Here is a 14497-nt window from a genome sequence, read left to right on the forward strand (position 1 = left end):
GAATGCCATGCGCCTGCTCGTTGTCGCCGCCGCTCTGACCGCACTGGTCGCATCGGCTCTGCCGACGTCACCGGCCGACGCCCAGCCGCGCAAGCGCTATACCTCGCGCGACGGCCACACCGTGATCATCAGCCGCGACGAGAACGGCCGCACCCGGACCCGCGTCGTGGTGCAGAAGCGTTCCTTCCTCGACGGCGGCACCGAAGTCGCGCCGGGCGAACGCAAGTACCGTGACTATGTCGAAGGCCCCAATGGCCTGATGCCGTACGGCGTCATCAACAACACCGCCTTCTCGCACCGCAGCCCGCTGCCGGGCCCGTTCGATCTGCCGGGCCGCAACAATCCGATGCAGTGGTAAGGCGCAGCCGCCTTCCGGAGTAAGGAAACGCGGCCGTCAGGCCGCGTTTTTGTTTTCAGCGTCCGGCCGTGCGATCGAACTGCGACCACACGCCCTCCGCGCCATCCCATGCGCCGCGGCTCGCGCCCTTCGAATACTCCGTGGCGCGCTGCTCGAAGAAATTGGCGTGCTCGACGCCGTTGAGGATTTCGACCAGCCACGGCAGCGGATGCGGCTTCACCTGATTGTAGCCGCCCTCCGTCATCTCGAAATAACCGAAGGTGGTCGGCAGCCGCAACTGCGTCAGCCGCCAGTCGGCGACGTAACGCACATAGGCATGGATGTCGGCCGGCGTCATGCCCTCGATGCCGCCGAGGCCGAACGCCAGTTCGACGAACCGCTCCTCGAGATGAACCATGGTTTTGGCGACATCGATGATGTCGTCACGAACGCCCTTGGTGACGGCGCCCGTCTCGCGGTTCCACTCATGGAACAGTTTGATGACGCCTTCGCAATGCAGGCTTTCGTCGCGCACCGACCAGCTCACGATCTGCCCCATGCCGTTCATCTTGTTGTGGCGCGGGAAATTCAAGAGCATCGCGAAGCTGGCAAACAGCGCCATGCCTTCGGTGAAGGCGCCGAACATGGCGAGCGTGCGCGCCACGTCGGCCACCGTGTCGACGCCGAACTCGTGCATGTAGTCGGCCTTGGCGCGCATTTCGGCATAATCGCGGAACGCCTCGAACTCGGTCTTCGGCATGCCGAGCGTCTTCAAGAGCAGCGCGTAAGCGTCGATATGCACCGTCTCCATATTGGTGAAAGCGGCCATCATCATCTGCACCGCGAGCGGCTGGAAGATCGGGATGTAGCGTTTCAGATAGTTGTCGCCGACCTCGATGTCCGACTGCGTGAAGAACCGGAAGATCTGCGTCAGCAGCGCCCGTTCGTTCGCGGTGATGCGGTCGGAAGCCCAGTCCTTGAGATCGTTGCCGAGCGGCACCTCCTCGCCCATCCAGTGCGTCTGCTGCTGGCGCTTCCAGAACTCGTAGGCCCAGGCGTAGCGGTCGACGTCGTAGGTGCCGGCTGTCTCCAAAAGGCCAATGCGGCCGGCGCCGATCAGCGCACGCGGATCGAGATCGATCAGGCTTGAGCCCGCGGGCACGGCTGCTGCGATCACTGACATGCGAGGCACTCCTCGTAGTCGGTCGGCGCGGCGGCTGTAAGCCCCTCATCCTGCGCTTCCTTCTCACCGAGCTTGCCGGCGAAAGCGGCGCGCGAGATCGACTTCGAGCGACAGTAGTAAAGGCTCTTGATGCCGCGCTTCCATGCCGTCCAGTGCAGCATGTGCAGATCCCACTTATCGATGTCGGCCGGCAGATAGATGTTGATCGACTGGCTCTGGCAGATGAACGGCGTGCGGTCGGCAGCAAGCTCGATCACCCAGCGCTGGTCGATCTCGAAGGCGGTGCGAAACACAGCCTTTTCGATTTCGCTGAGACAATCGAGATGCGCCACCGAGCCTTCATGCTCGATGATCGACTGCCATATCTCCGGTGTGTCGGCACCCTTCGACGCGAGCAGCCGCGCGAGATACGGGTTGCGCACCGAGATCGCGCCGGACAGCGTCTTGTGCGTGTAGATGTTGGCCGGGATCGGCTCGACACAGGCGCTGGTGCCGCCGCAGATGATGCTGATCGAGGCGGTCGGCGCGATCGCCAGCTTGTGACTGAAGCGCGCCTTGACGCCGCGCTCCAGCGCGTCGGGACAAGGACCGCGCTCGTCGGCGAGTGCGACGGAAGCGGCGTCAGCATCGCGGCGGATTTTGCGAAACATCGTCAGGTTCCACGACTTCGCCATCGCGCTTTCGAACGGGATGCCCTTCGATTGCAGGAACGAGTGGAAACCCATGATGCCGAGGCCGACCGAACGCTCGCGCAGCGCGGCATAGCGCGCCCGCTTCATGCCGTCCGGCGCGACGGTGATGAAATGCGTCAGCACGTTGTCGAGGAAGCGCAGCACATCCTCGATGAAGCCCGGCTGATCGTGCCACTGGTCCCAGGTCTCGACATTGAGCGAGGACAGGCAGCACACCGCGGTGCGCTCCTCGTCGCGGTGATCGCGGCCGGTCGGCAGCGTGATTTCGCTGCACAGGTTGGAGGTCGAGACTTTCAGGCCGAGTTCGCGCTGGTGCTTGGGCAGCGCGCGGTTCACCGCGTCGATGAACAGCAGGTACGGCTCGCCGGTCTGCAGCCGCGTTTCGAGAATGCGCTGCCAGAGCTGCCGCGCATCTACCTCGCGCATCACCGCGCCGGATTTCGGGCTGCGCAGCGGGACCTTCGCTCCGTCGCGCACCGCTTCCATGAAGGCGTCGGTGACGTTGATGCCGTGATGGAGGTTGAGGCCCTTGCGGTTGAAGTCCCCGGACGCTTTCCGGATCTCGAGAAATTCCTCGATTTCCGGGTGATGAATGTCGAGATAGACCGCCGCCGAGCCGCGCCGCAGCGAGCCCTGGCTGATCGCCAGCGTCAGTCCGTCCATGACGTGAATGAACGGAATAATGCCAGAAGTCTGTCCGGTCTTCACGGATTCGCCGATCGAGCGCACGCCGCCCCAGTACGTGCCGATGCCGCCGCCGTTCGAGGCAAGCCAGACATTCTCGTTCCAGGTGGTGACGATGCCGTCGAGCGAATCCGGCACGGCGTTGAGGAAGCACGAGATCGGCAGGCCGCGCGTGGTGCCGCCGTTCGACAGCACCGGCGTCGCCGGCATGAACCAGAGCCGCGACATCGCGTCGTAAACCCGCTGCGCGTGGGCGACATCGTCGGCGAAGGCGCAGGACACCCGCGCAAACATGTCTTGGAAACTTTCGCCCGGCATCAGATAGCGGTCGGTCAGCGTTTGCTTGCCGAACGCGGTGAGCAGGCTGTCGCGCGAGCGGTCAAGCTTCAGATCGTCCGGCTTCGGCGGCGGCGCAAGCGGCGCGGGCAATGGCGCCGGCGTGGATGCCGGTTTGAGTGTCTGCTGCGCGCGTGCCTGCTCACTCTGGACAAGCCGCAAGTCCGGCTGCGGACGGTTTGCTTTCGCCGCATTGCGCGGCGGCACCAATTGACCGCTCTGGTCGAAATCGTAACTGAAGGCCATCAGCAACCCCGTGATGTTGGGGCTGGGCAATCGCAGCGGATGGCCGGGTCATGCGGCCGCGCAGGGCCGTGTCACCAAGCGACCTGCCGGGGCACCCCGCCCGAGGACGTCTCAACGATCACGGCAGGTCTCCTGGCTCGCGGGTCGCTGCGGCTGCCTGTGTCTTCCCGGCGCTTTCGCGCCAGTGACTGAGGTTCGACAGCCGCTCGCCGCTTACAGTTGCGGGGGCAGCCCCGGCCTTGCCGTTTCCGGCGCACCGGGTTCCCTCTTAGCTCTCATTTCCACTAGATGTAGAAACGAAAAGACCGTGACGCCTAGATTTAGCGTCACGGTCGCTCGATTCGTCAAGCCTGTTTTGCTGGCGGTTTTGCGCCGCCGGAACTGCGGGGAAAACTCAGGCCGCCTTCTCAAGCTCGGCGAGAATGGCGTCGCCCATTTCCGTGGTGCCGACCGTCTTGGTGCCCGGCCCGGCGATGTCGCCGGTGCGCAGGCCCTTGGCAAGCGTCGCGGCGATCGCGGCATCGATCATGTCGGCTTCCTTGCCGAGGTTGAACGAGTAACGCAGCGCCATGCCGAACGAGGCGATCATCGCGATCGGATTGGCGACGCCCTTGCCGGCGATGTCGGGCGCGGAGCCATGCACCGGCTCGTAGAGCGCCTTGCGCCGCTTGGTCTTGGCGTCGGCCTCGCCGAGCGAAGCGGAGGCCAGCATGCCGAGCGAGCCGGTCAGCATCGCAGCGACGTCCGACAGCATATCGCCGAACAGGTTGTCGCAAACGATGACGTCGAACTGCTTGGGATTGCGCACGAGCTGCATGCCGCCGGCGTCGGCCAGCATGTGCTCGTACTTCACGTCCTTGAATTCGCGCTGATGGACCTGGCCCATCACCTCGCTCCACAGCACGCCCGACTTCATGACATTGCGCTTGTCCATCGAGGTGACCTTGTTGTTGCGCTTGCGCGCCAGCTCGAAGGCCACGCGGCCGATGCGCTCGATCTCGTAGGTGTCGTAAACCTGCGTGTCGATGGCGCGCTTCTGGCCGTTGCCGAGATCGGTGATCGTCTTCGGCTCGCCGAAGTAAACGCCGCCGGTCAGCTCGCGCAGGATCATGATGTCGAGGCCTTCGACCAATTCGCGCTTGAGCGAGGAAGCATCGGCCAGCGCCGGATAGGTCACCGCCGGGCGCAGGTTCGCGTAGAGCACGAGATCCTTGCGCAGCCGCAGCAGGCCGGCCTCGGGTCGCACCTCGTAAGGCACCGTGTCCCACTTCGGACCGCCGACCGCGCCGAAGATGCAGGCGTCGGCGGCGTGCGCCTTGGCCATCGTCTCGTCGGTGATGGAGACGCCGTGCGCGTCGTAGCAGGCGCCGCCGACCAGCGCCTCTTCGGTCTCGAACGTGTCGGGGCCTTTTTGATTGAAGAACGCGATCAGCCGCTTCACCTCGGCCATCACTTCGGGGCCGATGCCGTCGCCAGGGAGCAGCAGGAGCTTGTGGGTAGCCATGAAAACGCCTCACCAACAGAATGCGCGGGAATGCGGGCAAAGTGCTAAAGCGCCGCATCCTGCTTGGCAAGGTGCCGGGCAGATACCGGCAATGCGCGCAATCGGGCCGAAACTACAGCCCCGAGAACCAGTTATAGCCCTGGTTTTCCCAGTAGCCGCCCCTGTCCTCGTTGGTGACCTCCATCGCCACGACGTATTTCGGCTGCTTGAAGCCAAGCTTGGTCGGCATCCGGATTTTCATCGGGAAGCCGTAGGCGCGCGGCAGCGTCTCGTTGGCGTATTTGAAGGTCATCTGCGTCTGCGGGTGCAGCGCGGTCGGCATGTCGATGGTGTTGGTGTAACCCTCGGCGCAGCGGAACCAGACGTATTTCGCCCGCGTGTCGGCGCCGATCCGCTTCAGGAAATCCGACAGCCGCGCGCCCTGCCACGAGCCGATCGCGCTCCAGCCTTCGACGCAGACGTGACGGGTGATCTGCGAGAACTGCGGCAGCGCGTAAAGTTCGTCGAGTGTCCACGGCTTCTTGCTCTCGACGAGGCCGCCGACCTCAAGCTTGTAATTCGCCGCGTCGACCTCCGGCGCCTCGTCCTCGTCGTAATAGGCGTTGAACGGAAATGGCTTTGTGATCGCGTTTTCGGGATATTCCGGCGCAAGCTTCGTACCGTTGAAGATCGCCGCCTGCACGCCGTCGTTGAATTCGGAAATCCTGCGCAGCACCGCTTCCGAGGTCGGGCCATCGACGATGTCGCATCCGGTCAGCATGGTGAGCGCGCCGAGGCTCGCCGCGCCGCGCAGGAACATGCGCCGCGTCGGTGCCGGCATGATCTTCACCGCGTCCTTGATGAGCAGCCTGGCGTCGACGCCGGGAACAATCGTCTTGCGTGCCATGATTTTTCTCCTCAGCGTCCCGTGACCATCGCCCGAAGGCTTTTCGGCACCAGTAGCGCAAGCAGCACATGGACGACGAGAAAGCCCACGATGGCCGCCATCATCGCGAAGTGGACCCAGCGCGCGGTGTCGTAGCCGCCGAACAGCGCGGTCAATTCCTGGAACTGCACCGGCTTCCAGATCGCGACGCCCGACAGCACGATCACGACCGCGCAAACGATCACGCCGGCATAAAACAGCTTCTGCACCGCGTTGTAGACCGAGATATCCTCGTGCGAGAGCTGGAAGGTCAGCGCCGCCTTGGCGTCCGCAATCACCGCGCCGGGCGTGATCGGCAGCAGCTTGCGGCGGAACCGGCCGGTGGCGAAGCCGAGCGCGAGATAGACGAGGCCGTTCACCGCCAGCACCCACATCGCCGCGAAGTGCCAAAGCAGCGCCCCGGCGAGCCAGCCACCGAGCGTCACGGATTTCGGGAACATGAAGTCGAACAGCGGCGACGCGTTGAAAATCTGCCATCCCGAACCGATCATCACGAGCATCGCGATGGCGTTGACCCAGTGCGTCACCCGCACCCAGCCGGGATGAATGAGCGGCCGGCGTCCCGGACCGGCGCCGTCGATTGCCACCTGCGCTGCCATGTCGTCCTCCCGATCGGCCGCGTGAGCCGTCACCCCCGATACGCCGCCGCCGGGCCGGCGGATGCCTCGCCCGGCGGCGTCCGGCGTTATTTCTTCATCTCGTCCTTTTTCATGGAGTCCTTGGACATCGAATCTTTCTTCATCGAGTCCTTCTTCATGGCATCCTTCTTCATCGAATCCTTGGACATCGAGTCTTTCGACATCGAATCCTTCTTCATGTTGTCGGCGCTGGCCACGGCCGGCGCGAAAGCGAGGCCGGCGGCGATCAGGGCTGAAAGCACGATGCTCTTCTTCATGGGTTGTTCCTCCTGAGGACGGCGATTGATTTCGCCGCGGCTTCCCAACTATCAGAGCATTCCCTCACAGGCGTCTCAGTTGTCCGTGTCGAAAACTGGCGCTTGTCTCACGGTTTTGTGACATTCTGCCGCACTGCCGGACCGGCCAATGCCCGTCCATGAGGAGTCCTCGCTTTGCCCGCATCCACCGATAAAACCAGCGCCGGACACTTCTTCGAGGACTTCCGGATCGGGCAAACGATCCGCCACGCCACGCCGCGCACGATCACGGCCGGCGACGTCGCCATCTACAACGGATTGTTCGGCGCGCGCTTCGCGGTGCAATCAGCCGATAGTTTCGCGCAATCCATTGGCTACCCGCGCGCGCCGGTTGACGACCTGCTCGTCTTCCACGTCGTGTTCGGCAAGACGGTGCCGGACATATCGCTGAACGCTGTCGCCAATCTCGGCTATGCCGACTGCCGGTTTCTGAAGGCCGTCTATCCCGGCGACACGCTGTCGGCGACCTCGGAAGTGATCGGGCTGAAGGAAAACTCGAGCCGTAAGACCGGCGTGGTTTATGTGCGCTCGCGCGGTTTCAACCAGCATGGCGATTGCGTGCTCGACTATGTGCGCTGGGTGATGGTGCGCAAGCGCGACGAAAGCGCCACCGCACCGGGCGATGCCGTGCCCGAATTGCCGAAGCAGGTCGCGCCGTCCGCGCTCGGCGCCGCCTGCCCGACAGTTAAAAACGCGACCTACGACAATGTGCTGGCCGGCTCGCCGCACCGCTTCGGCGACTACAAGGCCGGCGAAAAGATCGACCACGTCGACGGCGTCACCGTCGAGGAAGCCGAGCACCAGATCGCGACACGGCTTTATCAGAACACCGCGCGTGTTCACTTCAACCTGTTCGCCATGAGGGACGACCGCTTCGGCAAGCGGTTGATCTATGGCGGTCACGTCATCTCGCTCGCCCGCGCGCTGTCGTTCAACGGGCTAGGCAACGCCTTCCATGTCGCCGCGATCAATGGCGGCCGCCATGTCGCGCCGCTGTTTGCCGGCGGCACGGTGTTCGCCTGGAGCGAGGTGCTGGAAACGGCGGAAATTCCGGAGCGCAAGGATGTCGGCGCGCTGCGGCTGCGCACCATCGCGACCAAGGACAAGCCTTGCAACGAATTCCCGCGCAAGCAGGGCGATGACTACGATCCCGCCGTCATTCTGGAACTGGATTATTGGGCGGTGATGCCGAGATAGCTATGGCGCACCTGTATCTTCTCTGTCATCGCCCGCGCAGGCGGGCGATCCAGTAAACACGGCGCTTCAGGAGTTTACTGGATGCCCCGCCTTCGCGGGGCATGACAGAAAAAACCTTTCCGGCATCTGCACACTGCCTCACGTAATTTCCGTCCTCTCCTCGCGCAGGTGATCGACCAGCTGCCGCGCGAAATAGGGCAACCCTTTATAGTCGCGCACGCAGATGGTGAGGTTGCGCACCGCCCACGGGTCGGTCAATTCGACGGCGTGAATGCCCATCGTCTTCGCCGCCCAGCGCGCCGTCGTCAGCGGCACCACGCCGACACCGACGTTGTTTTCCACCATTCGGCACACCGCGTCGAAGCTGCGCAGTTGCACGCGCAGCCGCAGCGGACGGCCGACACTGTTCGCTTTTTTTGACAGGAATCGCTGGATCGCGCTGGCGCGGTCGATACCGACGAAGTTGTAGTCGAGCGTCTCCGCGAAACTGATGCGCTTGCGGCCGGCGAGATCGTGGCCCTTGGCGACGACGAGCACGAAGCGGTCGCTGCGGAACGGGAAGGTGCGCAGGCTGCCCGCATCCACCGTGCCGGCAACGATACCGATGTCGCCCACGCCTTCGGCAATCAGCCCCACGATCTCGTCGCTCAGGCGCTCCTCGATGTCGACGCTGACATTGGGATGCGCGACGAGAAAGCTTCCCAGGGCCTCGGGGAGAAACTCGGTCAGCGAATTGGTGTTGGAGAGCACCCGCACCTGCCCCGCGTGCCCACCGGCATAGACGCCGAGATCCTCCCGGAGCCGCTCGGCCTGCTCGAGGATCGAACGGGCATGCTGTAGCAGCGTGCGCCCCGCCTGCGTCGGCGTCACGCCGTGACGGCTGCGCTCCAGCAGCGGCGTGCCGACGCTCTGCTCCATGTTGCGCACCCGGGCGCTGGCTGCCGCGAGCGCCAGATTGGCCCTCTGCGCCCCATGCGTGATGCTGCCAGCCTCGACGATGTGGCGGAACAAACTTAAATCTGTGAGGTCGTATCGCATCGGCTCCGGTCGGCCGTTGAGGCTCCCTTCGCCATTTGCGAAGGCTCACTCTCAATTTAAGATATTGTAATCTAGGGTTTTTTAGCAGATGTTTCGCGCCCTGCGAAGCCACCTGCCAGTTGCCAGGCCGCGCCGAGCTCCGAAACCGGCCGCCGCCCATGCCGGACATGCATCCGTCGCATTGCGGCAGCGGGCGGAGTTGGACTAGGCAGGACGCGACACCGTCTCACCGCCAGCGGAAGCTGAGGACCATCATGGCCGATACGAGCGCCACGCGGCTGAAACCAAGGCCGCTCTCGCCGCACCTCCAAATCTACAAGCCGATACTGACGATGATGATGTCGATCGTGCATCGCATCACCGGCGGCGCGCTCTATTTCGGCACGCTGCTGGTCGCCTGGTGGCTGATCGCGGCGGCCAGCGGTCCGTCCGCCTATACCGCCTTCGAGACTTTCATCGGCAGCATCGTCGGGCGGCTGATCCTGTTCGGCTACACTTGGGCGCTGATCCATCACATGCTCGGCGGCATCCGCCACCTGGTCTGGGATCTCGGCTACGGCTTCGAACCGACCGAGCGCGAGGTGCTCACCGTCGCGACGCTGATCGGTTCGATCGGCCTCACCATCGCGCTGTGGGCGGTCGGCTATATCGCCTTGGGAGGCGGCCGATGAGCGCCACCAAGAACCATATCCGCACGCCGATGGCGCGCGTCCGCGGCTTCGGCGCCGCCGGCTCCGGCACCTGGCACTTCTGGCATCAGCGCGTCACTTCGGTCGCGCTCGTGCTGCTGACGATCGTGTTCGTCGTCATCCTGCTCAACCTGCTTGGCCGCAATCACGCCGCGGTGGTGCAGATCCTCGGCTCGCCGGTGGTCGCGATCCTCATGCTGCTGTTCGTCGGCACCGGCGTCTATCACATGTGGCTCGGCATGCAGGAAATCCTGCTGGACTATGTCCACGACGAGAAACTCAAATTCGTGTCGCTGATCGCCAACACCTTCTTCTGCTTCATGGTCGGCGTCTCCAGCGTGTTCGCAATTCTCAAGCTGTCGTTCGGAGTTTAGGCAAGGTACAGACATGGCAACAAACGGCACTTCCGCGCCGAAACCCAACGGCCGGGCCTATCCGATCGAGGACCATACCTTCGATGTCGTCGTGGTCGGCGCCGGCGGTTCCGGCCTGCGCGCCGTCGTCGGCTGCTCGGAAGCCGGGCTTCGCACCGCCTGCATCTCCAAGGTGTTCCCGACCCGCTCGCACACTGTCGCAGCCCAGGGCGGCATCGCCGCGGCGCTCGGCAACATGGGCGAGGATGACTGGCGCTGGCATATGTACGACACCGTCAAGGGCGCCGATTGGCTCGGCGACCAGGACTCGATCGAATACCTCTGCCGCAACGCACCGGAAGCCGTCTACGAGCTGGAGCATTGGGGATTGCCGTTCTCGCGCCGCGAGGAAGACGGCAAGATCTACCAGCGCCCGTTCGGCGGCATGACCACGCATTACGGCAAGGGCACCGCGCAGCGCACCTGCGCGGCGGCGGACCGCACCGGTCATGCCATGCTGCACACGATGTACGGCCAGTCGCTGAAGCACTCGGCCGAGTTCTTCATCGAATATTTCGCCATCGACCTCATCATGGACGACGAAGGCCGCTGCCGCGGCGTCGTCGCCCTGAAGCTCGACGATGGCACCATCCATCGTTTCCGCGCGCAGACCACGATTCTGGCGACCGGCGGCTATGGCCGCGCCTATTTCTCCTGCACGTCAGCGCATATCTGCACCGGCGACGGCAACGCGATGGCGCTGCGCGCCGGCCTGCCGCTGCAGGATATGGAGTTCGTGCAGTTTCATCCGACCGGCATCTATCCGGCCGGCTGTCTGATCACCGAAGGCTCGCGCGGCGAAGGCGGCTACCTGACCAATTCCGAGGGCGAACGCTTCATGGAGCGTTACGCGCCCTCCGCCAAGGACCTCGCCTCGCGCGACGTCGTCTCGCGCGCGATGACGATGGAAATCCGCGAAGGCCGCGGCGTCGGCAAGGAAAAGGACCACATCCACCTGCACCTCGACCATCTCGATCCGGCGGTGCTGCATGAGCGCCTGCCCGGCATCAGCGAGACGGCGCGCATCTTCGCCGGCGTTGACGTGACGCGGCAGCCGATCCCGGTGCTGCCGACCGTGCACTACAACATGGGCGGCATCGCCTGTAACTATCGCGGCGAGGTGCTGACCAAGAAGAACGGCAACGACGACACCGTCATTCCCGGCCTGATGGCGCTCGGCGAAGCGGCCTGCGTCTCCGTTCATGGCGCCAACCGGCTCGGCTCCAATTCGCTGATCGATCTCGTGGTATTCGGCCGCGCCGCGGCGCAGCGTTGCGCCGACGTGCTCGAACCCAACGCCAAGCAGCCGGAACTGCCGAAGGACTCCGCCGAACTCGCGCTGTCGCGGCTCGATCACTTCCGCAACGCCTCCGGCGGCACTCCGACCGCGAAGCTCCGTTTGAAAATGCAGCGCGTGATGCAGAACAACTGCGCGGTGTTCCGCACCGCCGAGGTTCTGGACGAAGGTTCGAAACTGATTCACGAAGCGTTCGGCGGCATGACCGATGTCGGCGTGTCCGACCGCTCGCTGATCTGGAACTCGGACCTGATCGAGACGCTCGAGCTCGACAACCTGATCGCGCAGGCCGTCGTCACGATGGACTCGGCCAAGAACCGGCAGGAAAGCCGCGGTGCGCATGCCCGCGAGGATTTCCCCGACCGCGACGACAAGAACTGGATGAAGCACACGCTGGCGTGGATGGACGACAAGGGCAACGTGAAGCTCGATTACCGCCCGGTCCACACCTACACGCTGACGAATGACGTTTCCTATATCGAGCCCAAAGCTCGCGTGTACTGAGAACGCGCAAGAAACCGCGTAAGAAACGGATCACTCATGGTCGAAATCACGCTGCCGCGAAATTCCCGGCCCACCGAGGGCAAGGCCTGGCCGAAGCCGGACAAGGCCAAGAATGTCACGGAGTTCCGCATCTACCGCTGGAGCCCGGATGACGAGGCTAATCCGCGCATCGACACCTATCAGGTCGATCGCGACGATTGCGGCCCGATGATTCTCGATGCGCTGATCTGGATCAAGAACACCATCGACCCGACGTTGACGTTCCGCCGCTCCTGCCGCGAAGGCGTCTGCGGCTCCTGTGCGATGAACATCGACGGCACCAATACGCTCGCCTGCACCAAGGCGACCGACGACGTGAAGGGCACGGTGAAGATCTATCCGCTGCCGCATCAGCCGGTGGTGAAGGACCTCGTTCCGGACCTGACGAACTTCTATGCGCAGTACGCCTCGATCCAGCCGTGGCTGCAGACCGTCAGCCCGACGCCGGAGAAGGAATGGAAACAGAGCCACGAGGACCGCAACAAGCTTGACGGGCACTACGAGTGCATCCTGTGCGCCTGCTGCTCGACCTCCTGCCCGAGCTACTGGTGGAATTCGGACCGCTATCTCGGGCCCGCCGCGCTGTTGCAGGCAAACCGCTGGATCAACGACAGCCGCGATGAATCGACAGGCAGCCGGCTCGACAATCTCGAGGATCCGTTCCGGCTGTATCGCTGCCACACCATCATGAATTGCTCGAAGGCCTGCCCGAAGGGCCTCAATCCGGCGAAGTCGATCGCCGAGATCAAGAAGAAGATGGTCGACCGCCAGCTCTGAGCCGGCGTCACGCGACGCAGGTTCCGATATCGCAACGGCCCGCCACTGGCGGGCCGTTCTGCTTTCAGTGCGTCAAATGATCCGCGGCAGACTCGGCTTTGCCGCCGGATATAATTTGCGTAAAGTCCGGCCAACCAAATAAGGGGGAACCGCCATGATCATTCGTTCGCTGGCGCGCCTGGGCGCGTTTTTTCTTGTCGCCATTGCGCTTGTTGCCGGACCGCAGCCCGCAGCCGCGCAAAATTATCCCGACCATCCGGTGAAGCTGGTCCTGCCGCTCGGCGCCGGCGGCGTCGGTGACATCACCGCCCGCATCATCGCCGAGAAGCTTGGCCAGAAGTTCGGCCAGCGTTTCGTGGTCGAAAACATGCCGGGGCCCGGCGGCATCGTCGCGATGCGCGCGGTGATCGGCGCGCCGGCCGACGGCTATACCCTGCTGCTTGCGACCGGCGGCATCGCCAGCTCGGTTCCGCTCTACAACAAGTTCCCGGTCGACGTGCTCAAGGACCTCGCACCGGTATCCTCGCTCGGCTATTTCGACTGCCTGTTCGTCACCAACGGCCAGTCGCAGTACAAGACGCTGGGCGACTTCCTGAAGGACGCCAAGGCCAAGCCCGGCAAGCTCAACATCGGCACCATCAGCGCCGGTGGCGTGCAGAACCTGACCGCCAACTACTTCAAGCAGTCGGCCGGCGTCGATGTCGTCATTGTGCCGTTCAAGACGACGCCGGACGCGATCGTCGCGCTGCTGCGCAACGACGTGCAGATGGTGGTCGACTTCTATGCGGCGCTGAAGGGCGGCCTGTCGGACGGCAAGCTGCACGCCGTCGCCTGGGCCGGTCCGGAACCGTCGCCGGCACTGCCGAACATCAAGACCGTCAAGGCGCAGGGCGTCGCCAATTTCGAGGCGAATTCCTGGAACTCGATCTATGTGAAGACCGGTACCTCGCCGGACATCATCGCCAAGATCAACAAGGCGATGCACGAGATCCTCGCCGAGCCGGAGCTGAAGAAGAAGTTGCTCGACCTCGGCATCGACACCCGCGCCTCGACGCCGCAGGCGATGAACGCGCAGATGGAAGGCGACATCAAGAAGTGGGCTGGCGTCATCGAGAAGGCCGGCATTCCGAAGCGCTGACCGGCGCAACAGTCTGAACGAAATCGGGCCGGGCCGCCGTCACGGCGCCCGGCCCAATGCCTTTCCAGAGACCGCGTGAACTTATCGCCGGCCGCGACAGGCCGCGCCGCGGCACCAGCTCGCAAGCTCGGGGAACGGCTTGTAGATCGCCTTGGCGCAGTGCTCGTCATTGCCGGCAGGCACGAACTGGTTGATCTTGCCGCCGAGAAAATAGGCGATCAGGACCTTGTCACCGAGCGAACCGCTGCTCGCAACATGCGGACTGCCGCGAACGCAGACGAAATAAACCTGGCTGTTGCCGACGGCGCCGAGCGCCGGATCGGTGATGCCGGGATTCTCCACTCTGTCGATATCCTGAATCAGCTGCGGCAGCGCCTGGATGATCTCGGCCTTGTAATTGGCCGGGAACACCGTCGGGTCGACGTTCGCGCTAGACTTGCTGCCGCCGAAGCCGCCGATGCTCGGCATCTTCGAGCAACCGGCAATTGCTCCCGCAAGCGCAACCCCAAGCGACACCGTAACGACCGGCAGCCAGCGCATCACGAATTCACCTCTCTCGCCGCC

Annotated in this window: 15 protein-coding genes and 1 riboswitch; of the genes, 7 read left to right on the top strand and 8 right to left on the bottom strand. The window is 63.9% G+C overall.

The window, feature by feature from the left end:
- The first annotated feature begins 7 nt into the window (after positions 1-7).
- Entirely contained in the window at positions 8-358 is a 351-nt protein-coding gene (locus AB7F10_RS11280; protein WP_428560857.1) for a hypothetical protein, read from the top strand.
- Positions 359-413: 55 nt separating this feature from the next.
- On the opposite strand, the gene AB7F10_RS11285 is transcribed toward AB7F10_RS11280, so the two are convergent.
- The 6 genes from AB7F10_RS11285 to AB7F10_RS11310 all read right to left on the bottom strand — a co-directional run bounded on the left by AB7F10_RS11285 (position 414) and on the right by AB7F10_RS11310 (position 6802).
- Positions 414-1520: a ribonucleotide-diphosphate reductase subunit beta gene (locus AB7F10_RS11285; protein WP_428560859.1), complete on the bottom strand. Its 1107-nt coding sequence runs from the start codon at positions 1518-1520 to the stop codon at positions 414-416.
- Complete coding sequence (locus AB7F10_RS11290; RefSeq protein ID WP_428560862.1) at positions 1511-3478, bottom strand: ribonucleoside-diphosphate reductase subunit alpha; 1968 nt, start codon at positions 3476-3478, stop codon at positions 1511-1513. The genes AB7F10_RS11285 and AB7F10_RS11290 overlap by 10 nt, the downstream gene beginning before the upstream one ends.
- A gap of 105 nt (positions 3479-3583) precedes the next feature.
- A riboswitch (cobalamin riboswitch) is annotated at positions 3584-3803 on the bottom strand.
- A 69-nt stretch (positions 3804-3872) separates the two neighbouring features.
- Positions 3873-4982 (bottom strand): 3-isopropylmalate dehydrogenase, encoded by a 1110-nt coding sequence (leuB, locus tag AB7F10_RS11295; RefSeq protein ID WP_428560864.1) that lies wholly within the window; start codon positions 4980-4982, stop codon positions 3873-3875.
- Between the two features lie 112 nt (positions 4983-5094).
- Complete coding sequence (locus AB7F10_RS11300; protein ID WP_428560866.1) at positions 5095-5868, bottom strand: molybdopterin-dependent oxidoreductase; 774 nt, start codon at positions 5866-5868, stop codon at positions 5095-5097.
- Positions 5869-5879: 11 nt separating this feature from the next.
- Complete coding sequence (locus AB7F10_RS11305) at positions 5880-6506, bottom strand: cytochrome b/b6 domain-containing protein (protein WP_428560868.1); 627 nt, start codon at positions 6504-6506, stop codon at positions 5880-5882.
- A gap of 86 nt (positions 6507-6592) precedes the next feature.
- Entirely contained in the window at positions 6593-6802 is a 210-nt protein-coding gene (locus AB7F10_RS11310; RefSeq protein WP_428560870.1) for a pentapeptide MXKDX repeat protein, read from the bottom strand.
- Positions 6803-6976: 174 nt separating this feature from the next.
- Between AB7F10_RS11310 and AB7F10_RS11315 the strand changes: the two genes are divergently transcribed.
- Entirely contained in the window at positions 6977-8038 is a 1062-nt protein-coding gene (locus AB7F10_RS11315) for a MaoC family dehydratase (RefSeq protein WP_428560872.1), read from the top strand.
- Positions 8039-8176: 138 nt separating this feature from the next.
- Here the strand turns inward: AB7F10_RS11315 and AB7F10_RS11320 are convergent, their stop codons facing one another.
- Positions 8177-9076 carry a LysR substrate-binding domain-containing protein gene (locus tag AB7F10_RS11320; protein WP_428560875.1) on the bottom strand — a complete coding sequence of 300 codons (900 nt, stop codon included), beginning with the start codon at positions 9074-9076 and terminating at the stop codon, positions 8177-8179.
- A 254-nt stretch (positions 9077-9330) separates the two neighbouring features.
- Between AB7F10_RS11320 and sdhC the strand changes: the two genes are divergently transcribed.
- The 5 genes from sdhC (at position 9331) to AB7F10_RS11345 (ending at position 13933) form a co-directional block, all read left to right on the top strand.
- Positions 9331-9747, top strand: coding sequence for a succinate dehydrogenase, cytochrome b556 subunit (sdhC, locus tag AB7F10_RS11325; RefSeq protein ID WP_428560878.1), 417 nt, complete (start codon positions 9331-9333; stop codon positions 9745-9747).
- Entirely contained in the window at positions 9744-10139 is a 396-nt protein-coding gene (sdhD, locus tag AB7F10_RS11330) for a succinate dehydrogenase, hydrophobic membrane anchor protein (RefSeq protein WP_428560880.1), read from the top strand. Before sdhC ends, sdhD begins: the two co-directional genes overlap by 4 nt.
- A 13-nt stretch (positions 10140-10152) precedes the next feature.
- Complete coding sequence (sdhA, locus tag AB7F10_RS11335) at positions 10153-11979, top strand: succinate dehydrogenase flavoprotein subunit (protein WP_428560882.1); 1827 nt, start codon at positions 10153-10155, stop codon at positions 11977-11979.
- Positions 11980-12015: 36 nt separating this feature from the next.
- Positions 12016-12795, top strand: a complete 780-nt coding sequence (locus AB7F10_RS11340) for a succinate dehydrogenase iron-sulfur subunit (RefSeq protein ID WP_428560884.1) — start codon at positions 12016-12018, stop codon at positions 12793-12795.
- 154 nt (positions 12796-12949) lie between these two features.
- Positions 12950-13933 carry a Bug family tripartite tricarboxylate transporter substrate binding protein gene (locus AB7F10_RS11345; protein WP_428560886.1) on the top strand — a complete coding sequence of 328 codons (984 nt, stop codon included), beginning with the start codon at positions 12950-12952 and terminating at the stop codon, positions 13931-13933.
- An 81-nt stretch (positions 13934-14014) separates the two neighbouring features.
- Here the strand turns inward: AB7F10_RS11345 and AB7F10_RS11350 are convergent, their stop codons facing one another.
- On the bottom strand, positions 14015-14476 hold the full coding sequence (locus tag AB7F10_RS11350) for a hypothetical protein (RefSeq protein ID WP_428560888.1): 462 nt from the start codon (positions 14474-14476) through the stop codon (positions 14015-14017).
- Positions 14477-14497 lie beyond the last annotated feature (21 nt).

The sequence above is a fragment of the Pseudolabrys sp. genome (assembly GCF_050250095.1).
Classification (GTDB): Bacteria; Pseudomonadota; Alphaproteobacteria; order Rhizobiales; family Xanthobacteraceae; genus Pseudolabrys.